Genomic DNA, 18,583 nt, shown 5'->3' on the forward strand with positions numbered 1-18,583 from the left:
GTATCTCAATGTTTTCTCTAATCTTTAGGGCTGTTTCTATGAGACAGCCCCTATTAACATATAAATGGTTTCAACATAAATAAATTTCTACGCCCCATATTCATCCAAAGTAATCTAAAAGTTGAAGAAAGGACTTATGGGTGTATACAATATGCTAATAAATAGAGGAAAGGGCATATGCCCATATTATTAACTCTTTAAACAATTTATTTATGAAAAAGAAAGTAATTACGCTGTCATGCATTGCAGCTGTGCTCATCGCGACGTTCGTTAGCACAAAGACTTTCCAGTCAAATGCATACGAGAATGGTTTACTGACACAGAATGTTGAGGCACTGTCTAACTCAGAGGGCCAGAAAGTCGATTGTGCCGTCACCTATGCATATAAGCATGGAAGCATAACAAGGTATTGCAAGACTTGTTTGTATGTTGGCAGTGCAGCTGCCAATGGCAAAAGTAAATGCAAGCCATGGTTCTCTTTTTGAGACTGCATTATCAAGAAAAGACCATTTCGCAGGTAGCATAGGGAGACCTCCCTTATCTATTAAAACCCATACAAAAGGGCAAATGCCCGTATTATTAACTCTTTAAACAATTTAATTATGAAGAAGAAAGTAATTACGCTGTCATGCATTGCAGCGGTTGCCATCGCTACGTTCGTTGGCACAAAGGCTCTCCAGTCAAATGCATACGAGAATGGTCTGCTGACCCAAAATGTTGAAGCCCTGTCTAAATCGGAAGGAGGTAAAAGGTACAGTTGCTACTACCTCAATAAGTATAAGCACGGGGGATTATATAGAGATTGTATAACATGTGACTATGCCTATGGTGCACCGAGAGGTTCTGGTACATGCTATCGTTAATTATTGGGACTGTTTTTTGAGACAGCTCTATGGATATAAAAGCTGTAAGTAAAAAAGGGCAAATGCCCGTATTATTAACTCTTTAAACAATTTATTTATGAAGAAGAAAGTAATCAAGCTGTCATGCATTGCTGTGGTTGCCATCGCAACGTTCGTTGGCACAAAGGCTCTCCAGTCAAATGCATACGAGAATGGTCTGCTGACTCAGAATGTTGAGGCGCTGTCGAAATCGGAAAGCGGCAAAAGGTACAGTTGCTACTACGACACAAAACCTTGGCACGGATACTACTTTAGGCATTGTTCAACATGTAAATATGCTAGTGGAGCTAAAGAAAAGAATAGATCAGGTTTCTGTTATCTCTAATCATTAAGACTGTTTCTAAGAGACAGTCCTGTAGATATACGAGAAGCGAGTAACAAAAGGGCGTATGCCCGTATTATTAACTTTTTAAACAATTTATTTATGAAGAAGAAAGTAATCAAGCTGTCATGCATTGCAGCGGTTGCCATCGCTACGTTCGTTGGCACAAAGACGTTCCAGTCAAATGCATACGAGAATGGTCTGCTGACTCAGAATGTTGAGGCTCTTTCCAAATCAGAAAGTGGCGGACTCGATTGTTATAAAAATAAAATTTATAAACACGGGAGCCAGATCTTGTACTGTGACCAATGTAGGCTTTTAAAGAACTCTACTGGTAGTGGCAAAGGCAAATGCTAAATTATCAGGGCTGTTTCTATGAGACAGCCCTACAAATAATGATCATATGAAAAAAGGTATATTCTATATAATTGCATTAGTTTGTCTTGTTTCTTGTCATAATAAAGTTGATAGTAACAAGGAATACATGGGATTCGAGGAGGTAAAAAAAGTCTACTCGTTTCCCAAAATTCAAACACTGCGTGCAAATGATATGACTTCTGTCAACACGCCAGATTATTTCATCGAGGATTTCGTCGTATACGACTCGCTCCTGTTCATCGATACAGATCAGGATTACGGTATACTTGATGTTCTTTCCATAGACTCCATGAAGTCGTTGGGACGGTTTCTTAACAAAGGAAAAGCCATTGGAGAATTCGTACAGGGCATTGATCTGACACTACACATGACATTTGAGACTGCAAATGATTCTATTTTTGCCAATGTATACGACCCAATCTTAGGTCGAGTCTATGCAGTAAACATTACCCAATCCATTGCAGACAAGAAAGTCTGCACAAAAGAGCTTAAGTATAGTCAAGCACTTCCGCGATATGCTTTCTGGGCAAAGACCATAGGTGACACTTTAATATATATTCGCGAAATTGATAAAATGGAGACTCACCAAAACCGCTCTATCATCACGCGAACCGGTGTTCAATCCAAACCATTCATTAATAAAATGAATGAATTTGAAGTGCCTATGAATGAGGATTTCAATATTATGTCTACGCTGATTGCTATGGCGCCATCCAACGACTATGTCGTAGAGTCGTTGCTCGGAATGAACTATATCAACATCTACTCATTGCAAAAAGACAACGGATATACCATATGCATAGGTAAAAAGCAGGACAAGTTGAGTGACATTCTAAAAACTCCGGAATCTGATCGTATGTATATGTTTGCTGACCTGAGGACCTATAGCTTTGGCTTCGCCGTTTTGGAATTCAACATCACAGAAGGTCATTACATTGATGATAAGCCATACTATCCCTCTATCTTACTGTTTGACTGGTCTGGAAATCCCATTGGCGAAATCAAATCGGAGATTCAGTTTAATCATTTCGATTATGACGAACATCAGAAGATGTTATATATATTAGACTCAAATAGTAAACTGCTGAAATGCAAGATTGATATTAACTAGAATGCGTTATTGATTCCATGCTGAGTAAAATCATCCATCGACCTATTGCTGTAACCATGTGCCTTATCGCTGTTGTGGTGATGGGGTGTCTGGCACTACGTTTTATCCCTGTATCGCTTATGCCTGACATTGATGTGCCACAGATAACGGTACAGGCAAATATCCCCGGTCATTCCGCCAAAGAGATAGAACAGAGAGTAATATCGCCACTACGAGGTCAGTTAATGCAGGTGGCAGGAGTGAAGGATATACGCAGTGAGGCAAGGATGGATGCCGGGCATGTGGTGATGACCTTTGAACCAGGAAGTAATGTTGATCTTCTCTTCATTGAGGTCAATGAAAAGATCGACCGTTCGATGAATACCATGCCAAAAGACATGGAACGTCCCAAAGTGATCAAGGCCAGTGCTATGGATATTCCAGCCTTTTATCTCGACATATGGCTTAAACGGACAGATGAAAAATCCCCCCAAGCGGATGAATACGCTGAGACAGCAGGGTTAGCATTTGCCCAATTAGGACGTTTCGCAAAAGGGGTGGTAAGTAAGCGTATCGAACAGCTTCCACAGACAGCAATGGTTGACATCAGCGGTACTGTTGGAACTGAGATCGAGTGTATTCCTGATTACGAGAAGTTGCAATCCATAGGCCTGAGTACACAAGATATCGAAAATGCCATCAAAAAAAACAATATCACACTGGAGGCTTTAAGTGTGGTAGATGGCATCTTTCGATATAATATTCATTTCGATTCCCAACTGCTAACAAAAGAAGATGTAGAAGACATCTATATCAATCATGAAGGGCGATTGTTGCAGTTGAAAGATCTATGTAGCATCAAAGAACATATAGCTCAGCAAAACGGAAAGGTAAGACACAACAAAAACAACGCCATCACACTTGCCATCATCAAGCAGAATGATGCACAAATGGCAGATTTGCAGGAGAGTATGGAGGCCTTACTTTCCGAGATGAGGAAAGAGTATCCTGATATTCAGTTTGAACTTACCAGAGATCAGACACACCTGCTGACCTATACCATCAAAAACCTAAAGACAAATCTGTATGTCGGTGTACTACTGGCCTGTCTGATCTTATTCTTGTTTATGCGTCAATGGCGATTGTCACTACTCATCGTACTGACCATTCCACTCTCATTAATACTGACCCTGCTCAGTTTCTACATAATAGGCATCTCAATGAATATCATTTCTTTGTCAGGGTTGATATTGGGAGTTGGAATGATCGTAGACAACTCTATCATCGTAATCGACAATATGATGCGAAGATGGAGAGAAGGAGAAAGACTTCAAACGGCCATCGTAAACGGAGTACGTGAAGTTTTCGCTCCGATGCTGAGTTCTGTTCTAACGACCTGTTCGGTGTTCTTACCCTTGATCTTTCTCAGTGGTATTGCCGGGACACTTTTCTATGATCAGGCCATGGGCGTAACTATCGCCCTGTTTGCGTCATTAGCTGTTGCCTCGTTGGTAATCCCTGTATATTTCCATTTCCTGTTCCGGAAGCATCATCATGCGCCAACAGAAGAGAGAAAGAGGCAAATTAACCTCTATCGTCCTTACAAAAGTATCATGGGATGGGTATTCAGGCATGCAAAGGCTTGTCTGATTACACTTGTTTGTCTTATTCCTTTGACACTTTTCTTTTTCTGGCAGATAGAAAAGGAACGGATGCCAAAGGTCGATCATGATGACACACTGATGAGTATTGACTGGAATATGGGAATAGCTGCAGATGAGAATGACCGACGAATCATGGAACTGATGAATGGTATTGAGAAAGAAACCGTGACTTCTACATCGATGATAGGAGCACAAGATTTTCTGCTTTCTCATACGAAGGATATCACTGCCTCTGAAGCTGTCGTATACTTCAAAACACCATCTAAAAAGAAACTGGAAAAGGCAAAGGAAAAGATCGTTGAACTATTGAAAGAACGTTACCCATCAGCTTCAGTAGAATTTAATGAGTCTGGTAACCTGTATAACTTGGTCTTTTCTACAAATGAATCGGATCTAGAGATACACCTACAGGATCAAGACGGTCGAAGGCCGGATATTGCTACCGCACGAAGATTTACAGATACCTTACGTACTCATTTTACTGACATCGCTATCATGCCTGTACTCACTGAGACAAACATTCAGTACATGGCAGACATGGAACAGATGGCCATCTATAAGGTGAGCTATGAACAACTCTACAGCAGACTTAAGGAACTGATCAGCAAAAATGAGATATTCAATATCAATGACGGGGCACAGAGTATCCCTGTAATCGTGGGAACAGACAACAGAGAAAGCGACCGCATACTGAATAGCAGCGTCAAAAACGGTGAAGGAGTTGATATCCCTATAGTATACTTAGTCAAAGAGACTAGAGGTGAGGACTACAAGCGACTGCAGGCAGGAAACAGTGGAGAATACTTTAGCATCGATCTGAATGCCAATGACAAAAAGGTTGAACAGATTATGAGATATGTAGACGAATATGTTCATCAGCCCAAGGCAGAACTATCGGCTTCATTCGCAGGTGGATATTTCTCCAGCAGACAAATGATCAAAGAGCTTGCCTTAGTCTTGAGTGTAGCATTGGCTTTGCTCTATTTCATTCTATCAGCCCAATTCGAAAGTTTTATCCAGCCATTCATTATCTTAACAGAAATGGTTATTGACGTATTCTTCGTTATTGCGGTGTTATGGGTATTTGGAGAATCGGTAAATGTGATGTCCATGATAGGACTTGTAGTTATGAGTGGTATTATCATCAATGATTCTATCTTAAAGATAGACAGTATCAACCGACTACGACGAGGTGGCGCTCCCCTACTCCGCGCCATCATGACTGCCGGGCATAACCGTCTGAAGCCAATTGTTATGACCTCGCTCACGACGATACTAGCTATTCTGCCATTCCTCCAAAGAGGTGACATGGGATCCGCCTTGCAATACCCTCTGTCGTTGACGCTTATTGTTGGTATGGCTATCGGAACGATGGTCAGTCTGTTCCTGATTCCATTATTCTATTACCTGATATATCGTAAACGAGCATGAAAGTATCCAACTTCACCCTTCTATTGATACTTGCCATTTTCATGGTGGTTGGGGCTGCACTGCTTCCAAAGATAGACGTGGCAGATAATCCACGTCCACGACAGGGTAAGACATTGACTGTAGAGTTCTACTGGCAAAGGGCTTCAGCTAAGGTCATCGAGCAGAACGTCACCTCTAGAATTGAGGGATTGATATCCGCTGTCAAGGGTGTTGAAAGCGTCTCTTCAGAATCGTATTTCGGATCAGGAAAGGTTGTCGTGGAACTAAAAAAGGAGGCAGATGTCTCATCCACAAAATTTGAAATATCCTCATTGCTAAAGCAGATACACAAACGATTACCGGAAGGCGTCTCTTATCCTGTTTTGACAGGAGGTGAAGTGGTGAACGAGAAGGGACGAAGTGAGACGACTCAGTTATTGTTGACCTACCAAATCAACTCTAATCTAAGTGACGAGCAACTAAAAGAATATATAGAAAGGAAGGTAGAGCCTATCGTCAAGCAACTGGAAGACGTGAGACGAGTGGAAGTGACAGGAGGAGTGAGCAAGGTAATAGAGATTACGTATAACCCGTTTATCCTTGCCAATTATGGACTGACCGCATACGATATAGAAAAAAGTATCCGTAGTTTCATCGGCCGCGAGGATATTGTGGGCGAGGTAGTTCATCATGACTCCGATATAGAGGCCATAGGAGTAGACGGCCAAAGAGCAGGAACAAAAAAAAGAATTGACCTCTATCTGACAACAGGTAAGTTCGTGAAACCTCTGGAACAGATGCCTGTCGGAGTCGTCGACGGTAAGACGATCTATTTGAATGATCTGGCCTCCTATGAATATAAAAACAAAGAACCAGACAAGTATTTCCGGGTAAACGGCTTGAACACCATCTACCTGAATATCCACGTTGATGCGAAAGCAAATAAGATATCATTATCCAATAAGATTCAGAAACAGATCAAAGAAACTGAAAAGCAATTCAGGAAGGGAATCTATCTGACGCTGACATATGACGGAGCGGAAGAAAGAGAAAGCGAGCTACACAAACTAGTATGGCGCTCTTTGATGGCGCTAGGCATCTTATTGTTCTTTGTTTGGTTGACAAAAAGAGACTGGAAGTATCTCACGATCATGGCGACAACACTGGTTGCCATCATCTTGACAGCAGTTATCGCATACTCGATACTAGACATTCGACTACATATCTATTCCTTGGCTGGTATTACTGTGTCATTGGGTCTGGTCATTGATGCGTCTATCGTGATGACCGACCACTATAGCTACTACCATAACCGTCGAGCATTCCTAGCAATCCTCGCGGCATTACTGACCACCATCGGGTCACTGGTGATTGTATTCTGGCTACCCGAATTTATACAAAAGGATCTGTATGATTTTGCATGGATCATCATTGTCAATCTGTCAGTGGCTCTCTTTGTGGCTTACGCTTTCACGCCAGCTCTGATAGAACAAATGGAATATAGAAGTTATCAGCAGGGACATATCCGACATAAAAAACTAGTAACGGGATGGACCCACTTCTATACTAGATACGTATCATTCACACAAAAGCATAAATGGATCTACATCATCATTTTGGTGTTAGCTTTTGGCATTCCCTTTCATGCATTGCCTCCAGAACTGGGAAAGGACCAAAAAGACGAAGAATCCCATAAGGTATGGCATGATATGTACAATGCCACATTGGGAAGTAATTTCTTCCAACTGAAATGCAAGGATACCTTGTCAAAACTCTTCGGTGGCACAATGCGTTTGTTTTCCGAATCTCTCTCCGACAATACCTATAACTCAGAAAAAGACAAGGAGAAGAAACTGACCATCAGGGCACAGATGCCATTAGGAGGAAGTGCAACAGAACTGAACGAGAAGGTCGTTATCCTCGAAAATTTTTTATCCGGATATAAAGAGATCAAACGGTTTGAAACCCGAGTGGAATCATGGGGATCAACGACTGTTGTCGAGTTCAAAGACGAATTCAAAAAAACATCTTTTCCATATCTATTAGAGAGTAAGGTCATCGGGAAAATCATCTCCATTGGTGGAGCAGACTGGAGTACCAGCGGTGTAAGCGAACGAGGATTCAGCAACTCCTTGAATTTACAGTTCCGCTCAAACCGAATTGAGATCATTGGCTATAACTATGACCGTCTGTATAGAATTGCCGAGGAGATGTGTAAGACGATGAAACAAAACAGCCGCGTGGTAGACCTAACCATAGAGACTCCTGGGCACGAGAACCAAGAGGATGAGTTCTTTATGGATTACAATAAAGAGAGAATGGCACTCTACAATTTTGATCTCATCGCCAGTCATCAGGCTCTGCGTGAGATATTATCAGGCTATGACATAGAAAAATACCATGACACTCATCTGTCATCCGACATGCATCTAAAATCATCAGAGAAAGACAGATTTGATCTTTGGCATCTACAAAATGCATATATGAAAGTGAATGGTAATGACACAAAACTGTCTGACTTCATGGAGATTAATAGGCGGGAAGCGAAAAATTGTATTCCTAAAAAGAATCAAGAGTATATACTACGAGTTGCTTTCAACGTTTTAGGCACTTACACATATACAGACAAATATATTAAGAAAACCATCAAGGAGTATAATGCGAAGATTCCTGTCGGCTACAAATGCAGAAACGCAACGTACGGATGGTATGAGGATAACGGCACACAATATTGGCTGATCTTACTCATTGTGGTTATCATATACTTCATTTGTTCCATTTTGTTCGAGTCTCTCAGGCTGCCATTGGTCATTATATCCCTTATTCCGGTATCATTTATTGGAACATTCCTAACCTATTACTTCTCTGGTGTGGAATTCGGAACAGGTGGCTTTGCCTCACTGGTACTACTAAGTGGATTGACAGTAAACGGAGGCATCTACATTATTTATGAATACCTGAGCATAACGAGAAAGAATCGTCAAAAAGCCGGTACGGCATTATATGTAAGGGCTTATAACCATAAGATTACGGCTGTATTCCTAACGATTCTATCTACGGTTCTCGGCTTAATACCGTTCTTCATCGATGGAAAGGACGAGCCTTTTTGGTTCTCGTTCGCCATTGGCTCGGCGGGCGGGTTGCTTTTCTCGGTTATAGCGATTGTATTCGTGATGCCAATATTTATGAGACTCAATCACAAAGATAATAACAATCAAATTAAAAACCATAAATAATAGTTATGATGTATATAAGCAAAAAAACGGCGACACTATTAATGCTGTGTTTAACTTTTCTTTGTTCATGCGAGCAAAAGGTAGATCAAGCATTAAAACTGGCGGGTGACAACCGTCAGGAGTTAGAAAAAGTGCTGGATCATTTTAAGAACGATCCCGACCCATTGAAGTATGAGTCGGCCAAGTTCCTGATTGAGAACATGCCCTACCATCACGCATTATATGGTGAGATTGCAGATCAGTATGTGAAGGCTTATGCAGCAATGGGGACGCATGCCGTTGAATTTCGTGATAGTGTTGTCGACGCGGAAACCAAGCAGCTTACCGGACAAGCCGTCATGAAGGTCTCGGATATTAGAAAGATAAAAGCCGAATTCCTGATCAAGGCGATAGATGATGCCTGCGACCTCTGGGCAAAAGTGAACTGGAAAAACGAGTATGATCAATCCACGTTCTTTAATTACGTATTGCCATACAGGCTTTCCGATGAACCTGTAAGTGATTGGCGACAAACCATTAAGACCTTATTCCCGTATCTGGATGCCGATGTCGCGTACAGTGATCAAGGCGTTCAGTTCTCAGCTTTTGAAGGACATCTCGTCAATGCGAAGGTGATCGAATCTGTCAATGCCCAGAAAGGAAAGGCCGTTCAGTTTTCCCCTGACAATTCCTCTGTCACTTTCAGCATCCCGTCAGACATGGATGTACAGAAGATCGTACGACTCAGATATAATGCGACAGCGGTAGGCACGAAGGCACAGGTAAAGGTGAACGGCCAGACCGTCGGAACCGTTGACCTGATGCAGGTCGAAAGTGAGTATTCATTCAAGACCTCTCTTCCAGGAATCGTGCTGAACCTGCAGAAAGGGGAGAACAAGATTACGATAGGGTCTGCCAACAAGCCGTTTGTCCTTGACTATATGGAAGTGGGGGCCTATGAGCCTTATCATTCGGAAGAGGCGGTCGACTACTCCGATTCCTATTGCCAGATACAGAATGTGGGAACGAGCAACTATGTATCCTTCGACACCATACAGTCAACGATTGGTCAGCCCATCACACTGCGCAGCTATTCGCCGGATGACAGGACGCTCAACATGCGTCTGGACTATCAGGGCTATCCGTGCTGGAGGATTGCTCCCATGGACTCCGTGGACCTGTACCTGGAAGACTATCGGGTCTGTCTTGACACCCTGGCGATTGTAAGTAAGCAGGTATACATCCTGGTGACCAATCCGGACAGATGCTATGAAAGGGATGTGACCGCCTATCAGTCCAGATACATCAATCACCAGAAATGGGCAATCATACCTGTGGGTGACGGCATGTGCAAGATCATGAACAAGCAGACGGGCTTGTTCTGGGAATCCCGCGTCGACAAGCAGAATGGCAAGGAGATCCTGGTACAGAACTTCTATTCCGGAAAGGCCACGCAGAAATGGAAGATCACCAAGAAAGAAAAGAACCCCTATGCCCGGTCATTCTTCAGGATCGGAAATGCCCAGTCTGAGGCTGTGCGGGTGACGGATGCGATGGACCTGTTCGTGCCCGCTAAAGCCAGAGGCAGTGTAACTCCGAGTCTGGCATCATTATGCCGATACCGTACAGGACCCTGTAAGGACGAGGCCTCCTATGTAGCTGCACTATCCAGATATATGGGAATTCCCGTGGCCATAGATTTCACGCCACATTGGGGAAACCGCACTAATAACCATACATGGAATGCCCTAGTTCTACCTAATGGAAAAGCGACACCTTTTTACATGGGATATGTTCCGGGAGATACGACCCAGTTCACACATAGTCCCGTCTATCTGAAGCCCAAGATCTACAGATACCGCTTCGAGGTTAACCATAAGATCGTCGATGACATGAGAGGTGAGAAGAGCGTCCCTGAGTTATTCCAGTTTCCGACGTTTACAGATGTCACAGACGAGTATCTGAATACGACGGATGTGGTACGTGACATTCCGAAGGAGTTCCGTGACAGTAAGATCGCCTACATCTGTGTCAACGACAAGGAGCACTGGATCCCCGTTCATTATGGCAAGGTATCAAGGGGCAAGGTTACCTTCACGTCTATGGGACGTAATATCCTATATTCCGTCTGCATCTGTCAGGGTCAAGACCTGATCCCCATCGGGAATCCCTTTATCCTGAAACCAGACGGATCGATCAGAGAAATCGTATGCAACAACTCCAAACGCCAGACAATGACGTTACTCCGCAAATATCCTTTCTTCGCTCAGTTTGATTCCTTCAGGTATAGAATGAATATGGGAGAGTTCCAAGGGAGTAACGTCAAAGACTTCTCACAAAGCACGGTCTTGTATCAGCATCAGGGATATACAGATGCCTATTGGTATGAGCTGGAGTTGGAGAACGCTGGGAACAAATACCGGTATCTTCGCTATATTGGCGACAAGGACTCCTATTGCAACATTAATGAGATAGAGTTCTATAACAGCAAAGGCCAGAAACTGACCGGCAAGATACTTGGCACTCAGGGCATGCCCGGTCACACGAAGGAGACCGTCTTTGACGGCGATATCCTGACAGGATTTAACGGAATCAGTCCCGATGGCCATTGGGTAGGACTGGAACTGGCTCAGCCGTCTGACGTGGCAAAGATAAGGTTCATACCCCGAAATGACGGTAACTGCATCGAAGTCGGTGATATTTATCAATTACTTATGTATGATAGTGGGAGATGGATTGAACTGACGGAGTTACAGGCACAGAACAATAAGATTGTGCTTGAGGATATGCCAAGTGACGGATTGTACCTATTGAAAAATCTCACGAAAGGCATAGAGGAACGTATATTCACCTATGAGAATGGTGAACAGATTTGGTGGTAAGGATAGATAATTGAGAGAATGATATAAAGTGTCACATGGCATTTTATATCATTTTCTTTGCTATTTGTAACCATAAAACCCGTCTTCGTCTATTGTCAACTCATTGTCAACTCTAATACTTGGATATACACATCCCATGTTGTATATTTGCTTCGAAAAAAACCGAAATATTAACTATTCATGACGACCGCCTTAACCGCATTTTTGACATCTGATGCGTTCGCGAGTCCAAAATAAATGTGAAGAGATGAACGATAAAAAGAAAACAAGCCAAGACATTCTGGCCTGGACAATTAGATTGTTTTTGTATTTGATGCTTATTATTCTCCCCTTTGCACCACATCTGTTAGATATTAGTGGAGAGGGAGAGAAGGCAATGGGACTTTCTTTGTTGGTATTCCTTTCGCCTTTAGCGATTCTAACTGCAATTCTTTTCTTTTCTCGGTTTAATTGTATACACATCACCAAACTAGATATCTGTGTATTTCTGTTAATATGCTATATACTACTACAATCACTCTTTCTTCATCATCTGACAGGACAGCATATCATTCTGGGAGGTTTACTGTTATTATATGCTATCATAAGGTCTTTGGGAGCAGAATCCATCAAACAACTTACCACTATTCTCGTAATCTGTGCTGTTGTTCAAGCCTGTTATGGACTGCTCCAATTATTTGGAGTGGCCAAATCACAGAGCTCCTTATTCAACATAACAGGCAGTTTCTACAATCCTGGACCTTTAGGAGGATATCTGGCTATGATATTTGCGATTCCGTTAACAAGCATCATCAGAGACGGTAATCTGCTCGATGCACATCAACAATCATGGAAGAAGACAATATATTATTTCGGAGTCATTGTTACGGCAACTGCCATTATATGTAGCCAATCACGAGCCGCGTATGTCTCCATACTACTGACATGCCTCATACTATTTTATCCCGCAATACGAGATTACATCGTGAAACTGACAAAAACCAAGAAATACCTACTCTACGGCACTGGAGTATTGGTTGTACTTATTCTTTCTGTCTGCATCTTTAAATACAAAACAGTATCTGCTTTTAGCAGACTGTATATCTGGGGAATAACAGCATCGATACTTGACAAATCAAATATATGGTTCGGAGTGGGATACAACCATTTTAATCCAGCATACATGAATGCACAAGAAATGTATTTCAGAAACAACCCGATGTCAGGCTACTCTGATTACGCTGATAATATCGCATTCTGTCTGAATGAGCCTCTCCAAGCATTGGTTGAACTAGGAATCATTGGTTCACTTATATTACTAACAATCATCTATTTTATATGGACAGTACGTTCAGGATCTAATAGGTTTTTATTACAGATAAAGTTGTGTCTGTTTAGTATTCTTGTTTTTTCATGTTTTTCTTATCCTTTCCATACCATCATCATAACGTTGAACATGTGCATTTGTCTAGCTTTTATCTCTACATTATCAGCCAAAGACAATCGTCACATAATATTATCATTCAAGTTGAACAAAATTGGCAGATTAATATCGGGCATACTGTTCCTTTCCTTAAATATCATAACAGCATGTTACACCAACGAGCTTGCAAGTTCGCTGAAGGATTGGGAAAAAGCAAATTACTATTACCATGACTACAGGTATAAAGAAGCATTACCACACTACAAGAAAGCAAATGCATTCTTTAGTACAGACGGTAATTTCCTAAACAATTATGGGAAAGCCTTGTCATTGGCTCAAAGATACGAAGAGAGCAATACGATCTTGCATCAAGCGACACAACACACCATCACCTCTTTTTCATATACAACGATGGGACAGAACTATGAGATGTTAGGAGACATGGCATTAGCAGAGACCTATTATTGGAAAGCTCATTGGCTAGTTCCATCAAAAGATTATCCGTTATATCTATTGTTTAAGTTATATGACAAAGAAGGGGATTCTACAAAAGTAGTGGATATGGGATACAGGATTCTCCATAAAAAACAGAAAGTGCCTTCCATCGCTTCAGAGCAGATAAGAAAAGACATTACAAACATTATAAATAAATATCAATGAAAAAGAAACTCTACAACTGCATTTTGATACTTCTATGTGCAGGGGCTTTCATTGCCTGCAAGAGAAGTACTGTTATCACTATTAGTAATCCACAAGAAGGGAAACTTCATGCGACTCGTTCTTTAGTTGAAAACGGGGAAAAAGTGTTCGAATTAGACTCTGTGTCTGCACCCAAGGCTGTTTACATGCAGTTCTGTAAAATCGGTGGGAGGGATGTCCTTTCTTTCTTAAATAGATTCAATTCTTCTATTTATTTTTATGATTATAATGAAGGTAGTTTATTAGGAGTTTATAATTTTGGAAAGGATGTTGTAAAACCGGGAGCCTATTATATCGTCAATGAAGACAGTGTCTACGTGCTTGATATGGCTAAGATGAGTTTAACGTTATTCAATTACAAACAAAACGTTCTGTTAAATGATATCTCCTTAAAAGGGAAAGAGGGCAAAGATTGGCCTATCAAACTACCCCAATACAATCTCTTTACATCCAACCCCATTATCAAGGTGGGCAATGAACTTATCATGACAGGGCAATTATTTTGGTCAATACCAGCCAAGGCCATCCAAACATTCCACTTTTCTGCAAGCATTGGAATACAGTCTAGAAAATTGAAGTTTGAGCATTGTTATCCAGAAGAGTTATATGGCCACGATTCTAACTGGGAAGGAGGACACCCAACGGCTCCCCATGCAACAGTATCGCCTGATGGAAATTTGGTATATAGTTTCCCGCCATCACATGACTTGTATATTACGGCACCACATGCCGACTCATACAAAAAAGTGTATGGAGGAAGTAATGATGCTGGCGATGTCTCATCTATTGATTATCAAAACAAAGAAGAGACCCCAGAAGACATCATCTCGGAGAATTACGTGATGCAGGATATGTATGGCCCGATTATATATGACATATATCGCGGCGTCTATTATCGTTTTTTGTTGAAGAAAGTCACAGACAAACGAAAGAGCAACTCCGTACCTGACAAGGATATTAATATCGTAATCATGGACAAAGATTTCAATTATTTAGGAGAGACAACTATAGGAAACGGGAAAAAGTGGAATATTCAAAATGCTTTTATAACGCAAGAAGGTCTGAATATCGAGCATCTGTCACCTGAGAATCAGGACGAAGATCATATGGTTTTTAAAATATTTCAATTAAAATAATGAACATTATGAAGAAATTATCATTTTGCTTATTGCTATTCTTTAGTCTGCTATTTTGTTCATGTAACAGTGAAAGGCAAAAGGAAATAGACTTTATAGATAATGTCCTTTCCGAACATGTAGACCTCTCTAATTACAACTGGCTTGTCATTATACCAGGTGTAGGTTGTAATGGGTGTATCCAAGAAGGTGAGTATTTCTTAAAAAAACATGTATCGGATAAAACCATTGGCTTTGTACTGACTAATATCAGCTCCCTTAAAATCTTACAACAAAAGACGGGATTAAAACTCAAAGAGCATGATAATATATATGCAGATACAGATAATGCATTCATCGTACAGACTCACAACTCTATCTATCCTTGTGTTGTTGAAATCAAGGATCATCATGTCGCATCACTTGAGTTCCAGTCCCCTCAGACACCCGCATTACGTAACCTCGAAGAGATCTTATTGAAATAAAAAGGCGAGGAAAGACCTCGCTATTATCAATTAACTAATAAATATTACAATGAAGAAAAAAATTATTATGGGCGCTGCAGCATGCATGATTGCTGCTCTGTCTGTTGTTGGTCTGAATGCCAACAAAACGAATTCAAGTAACGTTACCATGAGTGATCTAGTGATGACATCAGATGCAAATGCAGATTGGGGTGGCTCCACTTGGATTGCAGATGGGCACAGAGTCTTTGGCTACGGTTTCTGCATCTTCAGGATGGATAGTCATGACTGCGATCCGTACGCAAACTAATAACCATAGCAGAGGGTGCTTGAAAAGCACTTCTCTGCTATTTCGTTTCTGATAACAGAATGAGACTGAGCTTATGAAGTCTGTCGCAATATCCATATTGTCCATGATGTTTTGGGTTTGCCAAGTGACGGCCCAGACCACAGACATGCTGTATATATTCCCGAATAAGGATATATATGAGACTGGCGAGGATATGTGGTTCAAGGCATATCTGATGGACAGGCAGACTCTGGCCTTGTCGGACAGAAGTCAGACGCTCTATCTGCAGGTGAGGAGTGAAACGGGTAAGGTGGTATGGAGCGAGAAATATCCCCTGACATCGGGACGAGGTGACGGGCATATCTATATCGGAGAGAATTGGCTGCAGGAAGAATATTATCTGGAGGGCTATACTCGCTCTTCTTTCACAACGGACAGCACGACAGCCATCCATCCTCGCAGGATTCGAGTTGTGGACAGGGTGACGCAGATGGACTCCATCTCATCTGAGGCGGTAAAGCGCGATTCCATAGAAAGACAAACAACTAAGCATAGGTTTGACCTCTTCCCTGAGGGGGGACAGCTGATCGACGGAATTAATACCATTGTAGCTTTCAAGGCGACATATGGGAAAGGTTTCCCTGAAGATATATCAGGAAAAGTGATGGAGGACGACAGGGAGATAACGGCCATCCGCAGCCTGCATGACGGGATGGGAATGTTTGCCATCACACCACGATGGGGGAAAGACTATAAGGTGATTCTCTCAGATGGCAGGACCTACCCGCTTCCTGCCATAGAGCGTACAGGCATGGGACTTCGTGTCTTACGCAACAACGAGTCTGGCATCACGATCGTTGTATCAGCATCGGACACCATCGCACGGCCGTTTACTATATTGGCCAAGATACGCGGTATGCTCTGTTGCACTGCGAAAGGAGTAGTCAAAGGACAGCAGATTGTCAGGATGCCCAAGGAGAGATTCCCGATGCAGGGCATCGCAGAGATCACATTGACAGTCGGGGACAACCTGTTCCCTGTAGCTGAACGACTGGTATATGTCAATCCTATACAACGGCTGAACATCACTGCACATACAGACCGTCAGCAATACAACAGGCGTGATGAGGGAAAGGTCTGCCTGCGAGTAACAGATCATGGAGGCAAGCCGCTCAAGGCGGAACTGGCCGTAAGTATCTTCGACAAGGCCTATCTCTATCTTCCAGGACATGAGAACATCCTTTCGCACTGCTATCTGTCAGAAGAAATACGGGGTAACATCTTCAATCCCTCCTATTATTTTGACGAACGGAACGAAGACCGCCTGCAGGCTCTCAACCTGTTGCTCATGACGCAAGGCTGGAGACGCTATGTCTGGGACAAGGAGCCTGCACAAGGACGCCCGTTGCTAACGGACGGGGTGAGCGGAAAGGATCTCGTTGCCAGAACGCAGTTCATCCAGGTATTCTCGCCTCAGAGTGATACATGTCTTGTGATGTCGGATTCCATAGGCCGATTTGAGATTATACCAGCTATGATGGACGCGATGCGAGGGAATATCTACTTAAAGCCTATGGCGAAAAGTCCCAAGCCAAAACTATCATTAGTCAACCCGTTCGACAGCATCAGCTATCATCAACAGGGCAGACCGAGGTATCTGCCGCAGAACCACATCTTTGAGACAGCCAACGGAGAACGCGACATTACCAACGCCTTCGGGACTGTCGTACTGAAAGACGTCTACGTAACAGCCAAACGACGTTCACCTTATCGTGATAAGGTGACGGGTTATCTGGATAGCCTTGCAATCATGGCAAGTGGAGAATGGGTCTGCAAACATGGGGGGCAAATGTACCTTAACGATTATCACGGTTATTCACATCACCCAGAAGGATGCCCAATAACAATCTATTCAGGGAAACGCATAGTACCGAGACGGGGTGAAACATACCAACTCATCAAATATGTTCCAATAGGTTCTGATGGAAGATGGATTGTGGATATGAACGATCCTCCTCATGACATCGTATATAATGGCCCCCAATATACAGAAGAGGAGTTGCTAAAGAAATATGGAATGTCGAAAGCACAAGGCTATTACCCACGTCGTGAGTTCTATGAACCTGACGCCCTTGACCTCTCCTCCCCCACACCAGACCCTCGGAACTCGTTACAGTGGAAGCCCGCCATACTGACCGATGAGAACGGTAAAGCAGACATCACTTTCACTGCCTCAGATGTTAACACCGAGTTCATTGGCATCATCGAAGCCATCGATGGTACAGGACTCATGGACTATCAGACATTCACATTCAGAATCATCAGGAACAAATAGATGATGAAACATAAAAAGATAACAGAGAGAGAAAAAAGCGGGGAAAGTCCTCGCTATTAATTCATTTACCAATAATTTATAAACAATGAAGAAAAAAGTATTATTTGGCGCTGCAGCATGCATGATTGCTGCTCTGTCAGTTGTTGGTCTGAACACCAACAAAGCGAACTCAAGTGACGTCACCCTGAGTGACCTAGCGATGACCTCCGATGTACATGCGGTATGTGCAGACGATGACCCATTCGGGTGGAAGTGGTTTGGCGAAGGAAAATGTATAGCTGGTTGGATCTGTATCTTCTCATACGGCTCTGATACAAACGACTGTGATCCATATAAATCTCATGATTTCTAATTATCATAGCAGAGGGTGCTTGAATAGCACACCTCTGCTATTATATTTCTGACGAACGAGCATA

General features: G+C 42.4%; 13 protein-coding genes. All 13 read left to right on the top strand.

Annotated features, from left to right (window positions below; all coding sequences use genetic code 11):
* The first annotated feature begins 212 nt into the window (after positions 1–212).
* The 13 genes from BMY63_RS09795 (at position 213) to BMY63_RS09855 (ending at position 18,519) form a co-directional block, all read left to right on the top strand.
* Positions 213–485, top strand: a complete 273-nt coding sequence (locus BMY63_RS09795; protein WP_091902370.1) for a hypothetical protein — start codon at positions 213–215, stop codon at positions 483–485.
* Between the two features lie 117 nt (positions 486–602).
* A complete protein-coding gene (locus BMY63_RS12210) occupies positions 603–863 on the top strand; it encodes a hypothetical protein (protein ID WP_143065771.1) in 261 nt (86 codons plus the stop codon).
* Positions 864–960: 97 nt separating this feature from the next.
* On the top strand, positions 961–1,227 hold the full coding sequence (locus tag BMY63_RS09800; protein ID WP_091902372.1) for a hypothetical protein: 267 nt from the start codon (positions 961–963) through the stop codon (positions 1,225–1,227).
* 400 nt (positions 1,228–1,627) lie between these two features.
* Positions 1,628–2,713, top strand: a complete 1,086-nt coding sequence (locus tag BMY63_RS09810) for a hypothetical protein (protein ID WP_091902376.1) — start codon at positions 1,628–1,630, stop codon at positions 2,711–2,713.
* Positions 2,714–2,730: 17 nt separating this feature from the next.
* A complete protein-coding gene (locus BMY63_RS09815) occupies positions 2,731–5,787 on the top strand; it encodes an efflux RND transporter permease subunit (protein ID WP_091916343.1) in 3,057 nt (1,018 codons plus the stop codon).
* A complete protein-coding gene (locus BMY63_RS09820; RefSeq protein ID WP_091916344.1) occupies positions 5,784–9,002 on the top strand; it encodes an efflux RND transporter permease subunit in 3,219 nt (1,072 codons plus the stop codon). Before BMY63_RS09815 ends, BMY63_RS09820 begins: the two co-directional genes overlap by 4 nt.
* 41 nt (positions 9,003–9,043) lie before the next feature.
* A complete protein-coding gene (locus BMY63_RS09825) occupies positions 9,044–11,863 on the top strand; it encodes an RICIN domain-containing protein (RefSeq protein ID WP_091916345.1) in 2,820 nt (939 codons plus the stop codon).
* Between the two features lie 247 nt (positions 11,864–12,110).
* Positions 12,111–13,925, top strand: a complete 1,815-nt coding sequence (locus tag BMY63_RS09830) for an O-antigen ligase family protein (RefSeq protein ID WP_177178425.1) — start codon at positions 12,111–12,113, stop codon at positions 13,923–13,925.
* Positions 13,922–15,100, top strand: a complete 1,179-nt coding sequence (locus BMY63_RS09835; RefSeq protein ID WP_091900420.1) for a DUF4221 family protein — start codon at positions 13,922–13,924, stop codon at positions 15,098–15,100. The genes BMY63_RS09830 and BMY63_RS09835 overlap by 4 nt, the downstream gene beginning before the upstream one ends.
* 8 nt (positions 15,101–15,108) lie before the next feature.
* Positions 15,109–15,564, top strand: coding sequence for a hypothetical protein (locus BMY63_RS09840; RefSeq protein WP_091916651.1), 456 nt, complete (start codon positions 15,109–15,111; stop codon positions 15,562–15,564).
* A gap of 49 nt (positions 15,565–15,613) precedes the next feature.
* Complete coding sequence (locus tag BMY63_RS09845) at positions 15,614–15,853, top strand: hypothetical protein (RefSeq protein WP_091900422.1); 240 nt, start codon at positions 15,614–15,616, stop codon at positions 15,851–15,853.
* Between the two features lie 103 nt (positions 15,854–15,956).
* Positions 15,957–18,167, top strand: a complete 2,211-nt coding sequence (locus BMY63_RS09850) for a hypothetical protein (RefSeq protein ID WP_177178426.1) — start codon at positions 15,957–15,959, stop codon at positions 18,165–18,167.
* An 85-nt stretch (positions 18,168–18,252) separates the two neighbouring features.
* The gene (locus BMY63_RS09855; protein WP_091900425.1) at positions 18,253–18,519 is read left to right on the top strand and encodes a hypothetical protein; all 267 of its coding nucleotides are present in this window, start codon (positions 18,253–18,255) and stop codon (positions 18,517–18,519) included.
* The last annotated feature ends 64 nt before the right edge of the window (positions 18,520–18,583 follow it).

Source organism: Prevotella aff. ruminicola Tc2-24 (assembly GCF_900110895.1).
Taxonomy (GTDB): Bacteria; Bacteroidota; Bacteroidia; order Bacteroidales; family Bacteroidaceae; genus Prevotella.

Excerpts from the sequence above, each read along its gene's own strand:
- BMY63_RS09795 (WP_091902370.1), top strand. The coding sequence starts at position 213 with ATGAAAAAGAAAGTAATTACGCTGTCATGCATTGCAGCTGTGCTCATC.
- BMY63_RS12210 (WP_143065771.1), top strand. The coding sequence starts at position 603 with ATGAAGAAGAAAGTAATTACGCTGTCATGCATTGCAGCGGTTGCCATC.
- BMY63_RS09800 (WP_091902372.1), top strand. The coding sequence starts at position 961 with ATGAAGAAGAAAGTAATCAAGCTGTCATGCATTGCTGTGGTTGCCATC.
- BMY63_RS09810 (WP_091902376.1), top strand. The coding sequence starts at position 1,628 with ATGAAAAAAGGTATATTCTATATAATTGCATTAGTTTGTCTTGTTTCT.
- BMY63_RS09815 (WP_091916343.1), top strand. The coding sequence starts at position 2,731 with ATGCTGAGTAAAATCATCCATCGACCTATTGCTGTAACCATGTGCCTT.
- BMY63_RS09820 (WP_091916344.1), top strand. The coding sequence starts at position 5,784 with ATGAAAGTATCCAACTTCACCCTTCTATTGATACTTGCCATTTTCATG.
- BMY63_RS09825 (WP_091916345.1), top strand. The coding sequence starts at position 9,044 with ATGCTGTGTTTAACTTTTCTTTGTTCATGCGAGCAAAAGGTAGATCAA.
- BMY63_RS09830 (WP_177178425.1), top strand. The coding sequence starts at position 12,111 with ATGAACGATAAAAAGAAAACAAGCCAAGACATTCTGGCCTGGACAATT.
- BMY63_RS09835 (WP_091900420.1), top strand. The coding sequence starts at position 13,922 with ATGAAAAAGAAACTCTACAACTGCATTTTGATACTTCTATGTGCAGGG.
- BMY63_RS09840 (WP_091916651.1), top strand. The coding sequence starts at position 15,109 with ATGAAGAAATTATCATTTTGCTTATTGCTATTCTTTAGTCTGCTATTT.
- BMY63_RS09845 (WP_091900422.1), top strand. The coding sequence starts at position 15,614 with ATGAAGAAAAAAATTATTATGGGCGCTGCAGCATGCATGATTGCTGCT.
- BMY63_RS09850 (WP_177178426.1), top strand. The coding sequence starts at position 15,957 with ATGATGTTTTGGGTTTGCCAAGTGACGGCCCAGACCACAGACATGCTG.
- BMY63_RS09855 (WP_091900425.1), top strand. The coding sequence starts at position 18,253 with ATGAAGAAAAAAGTATTATTTGGCGCTGCAGCATGCATGATTGCTGCT.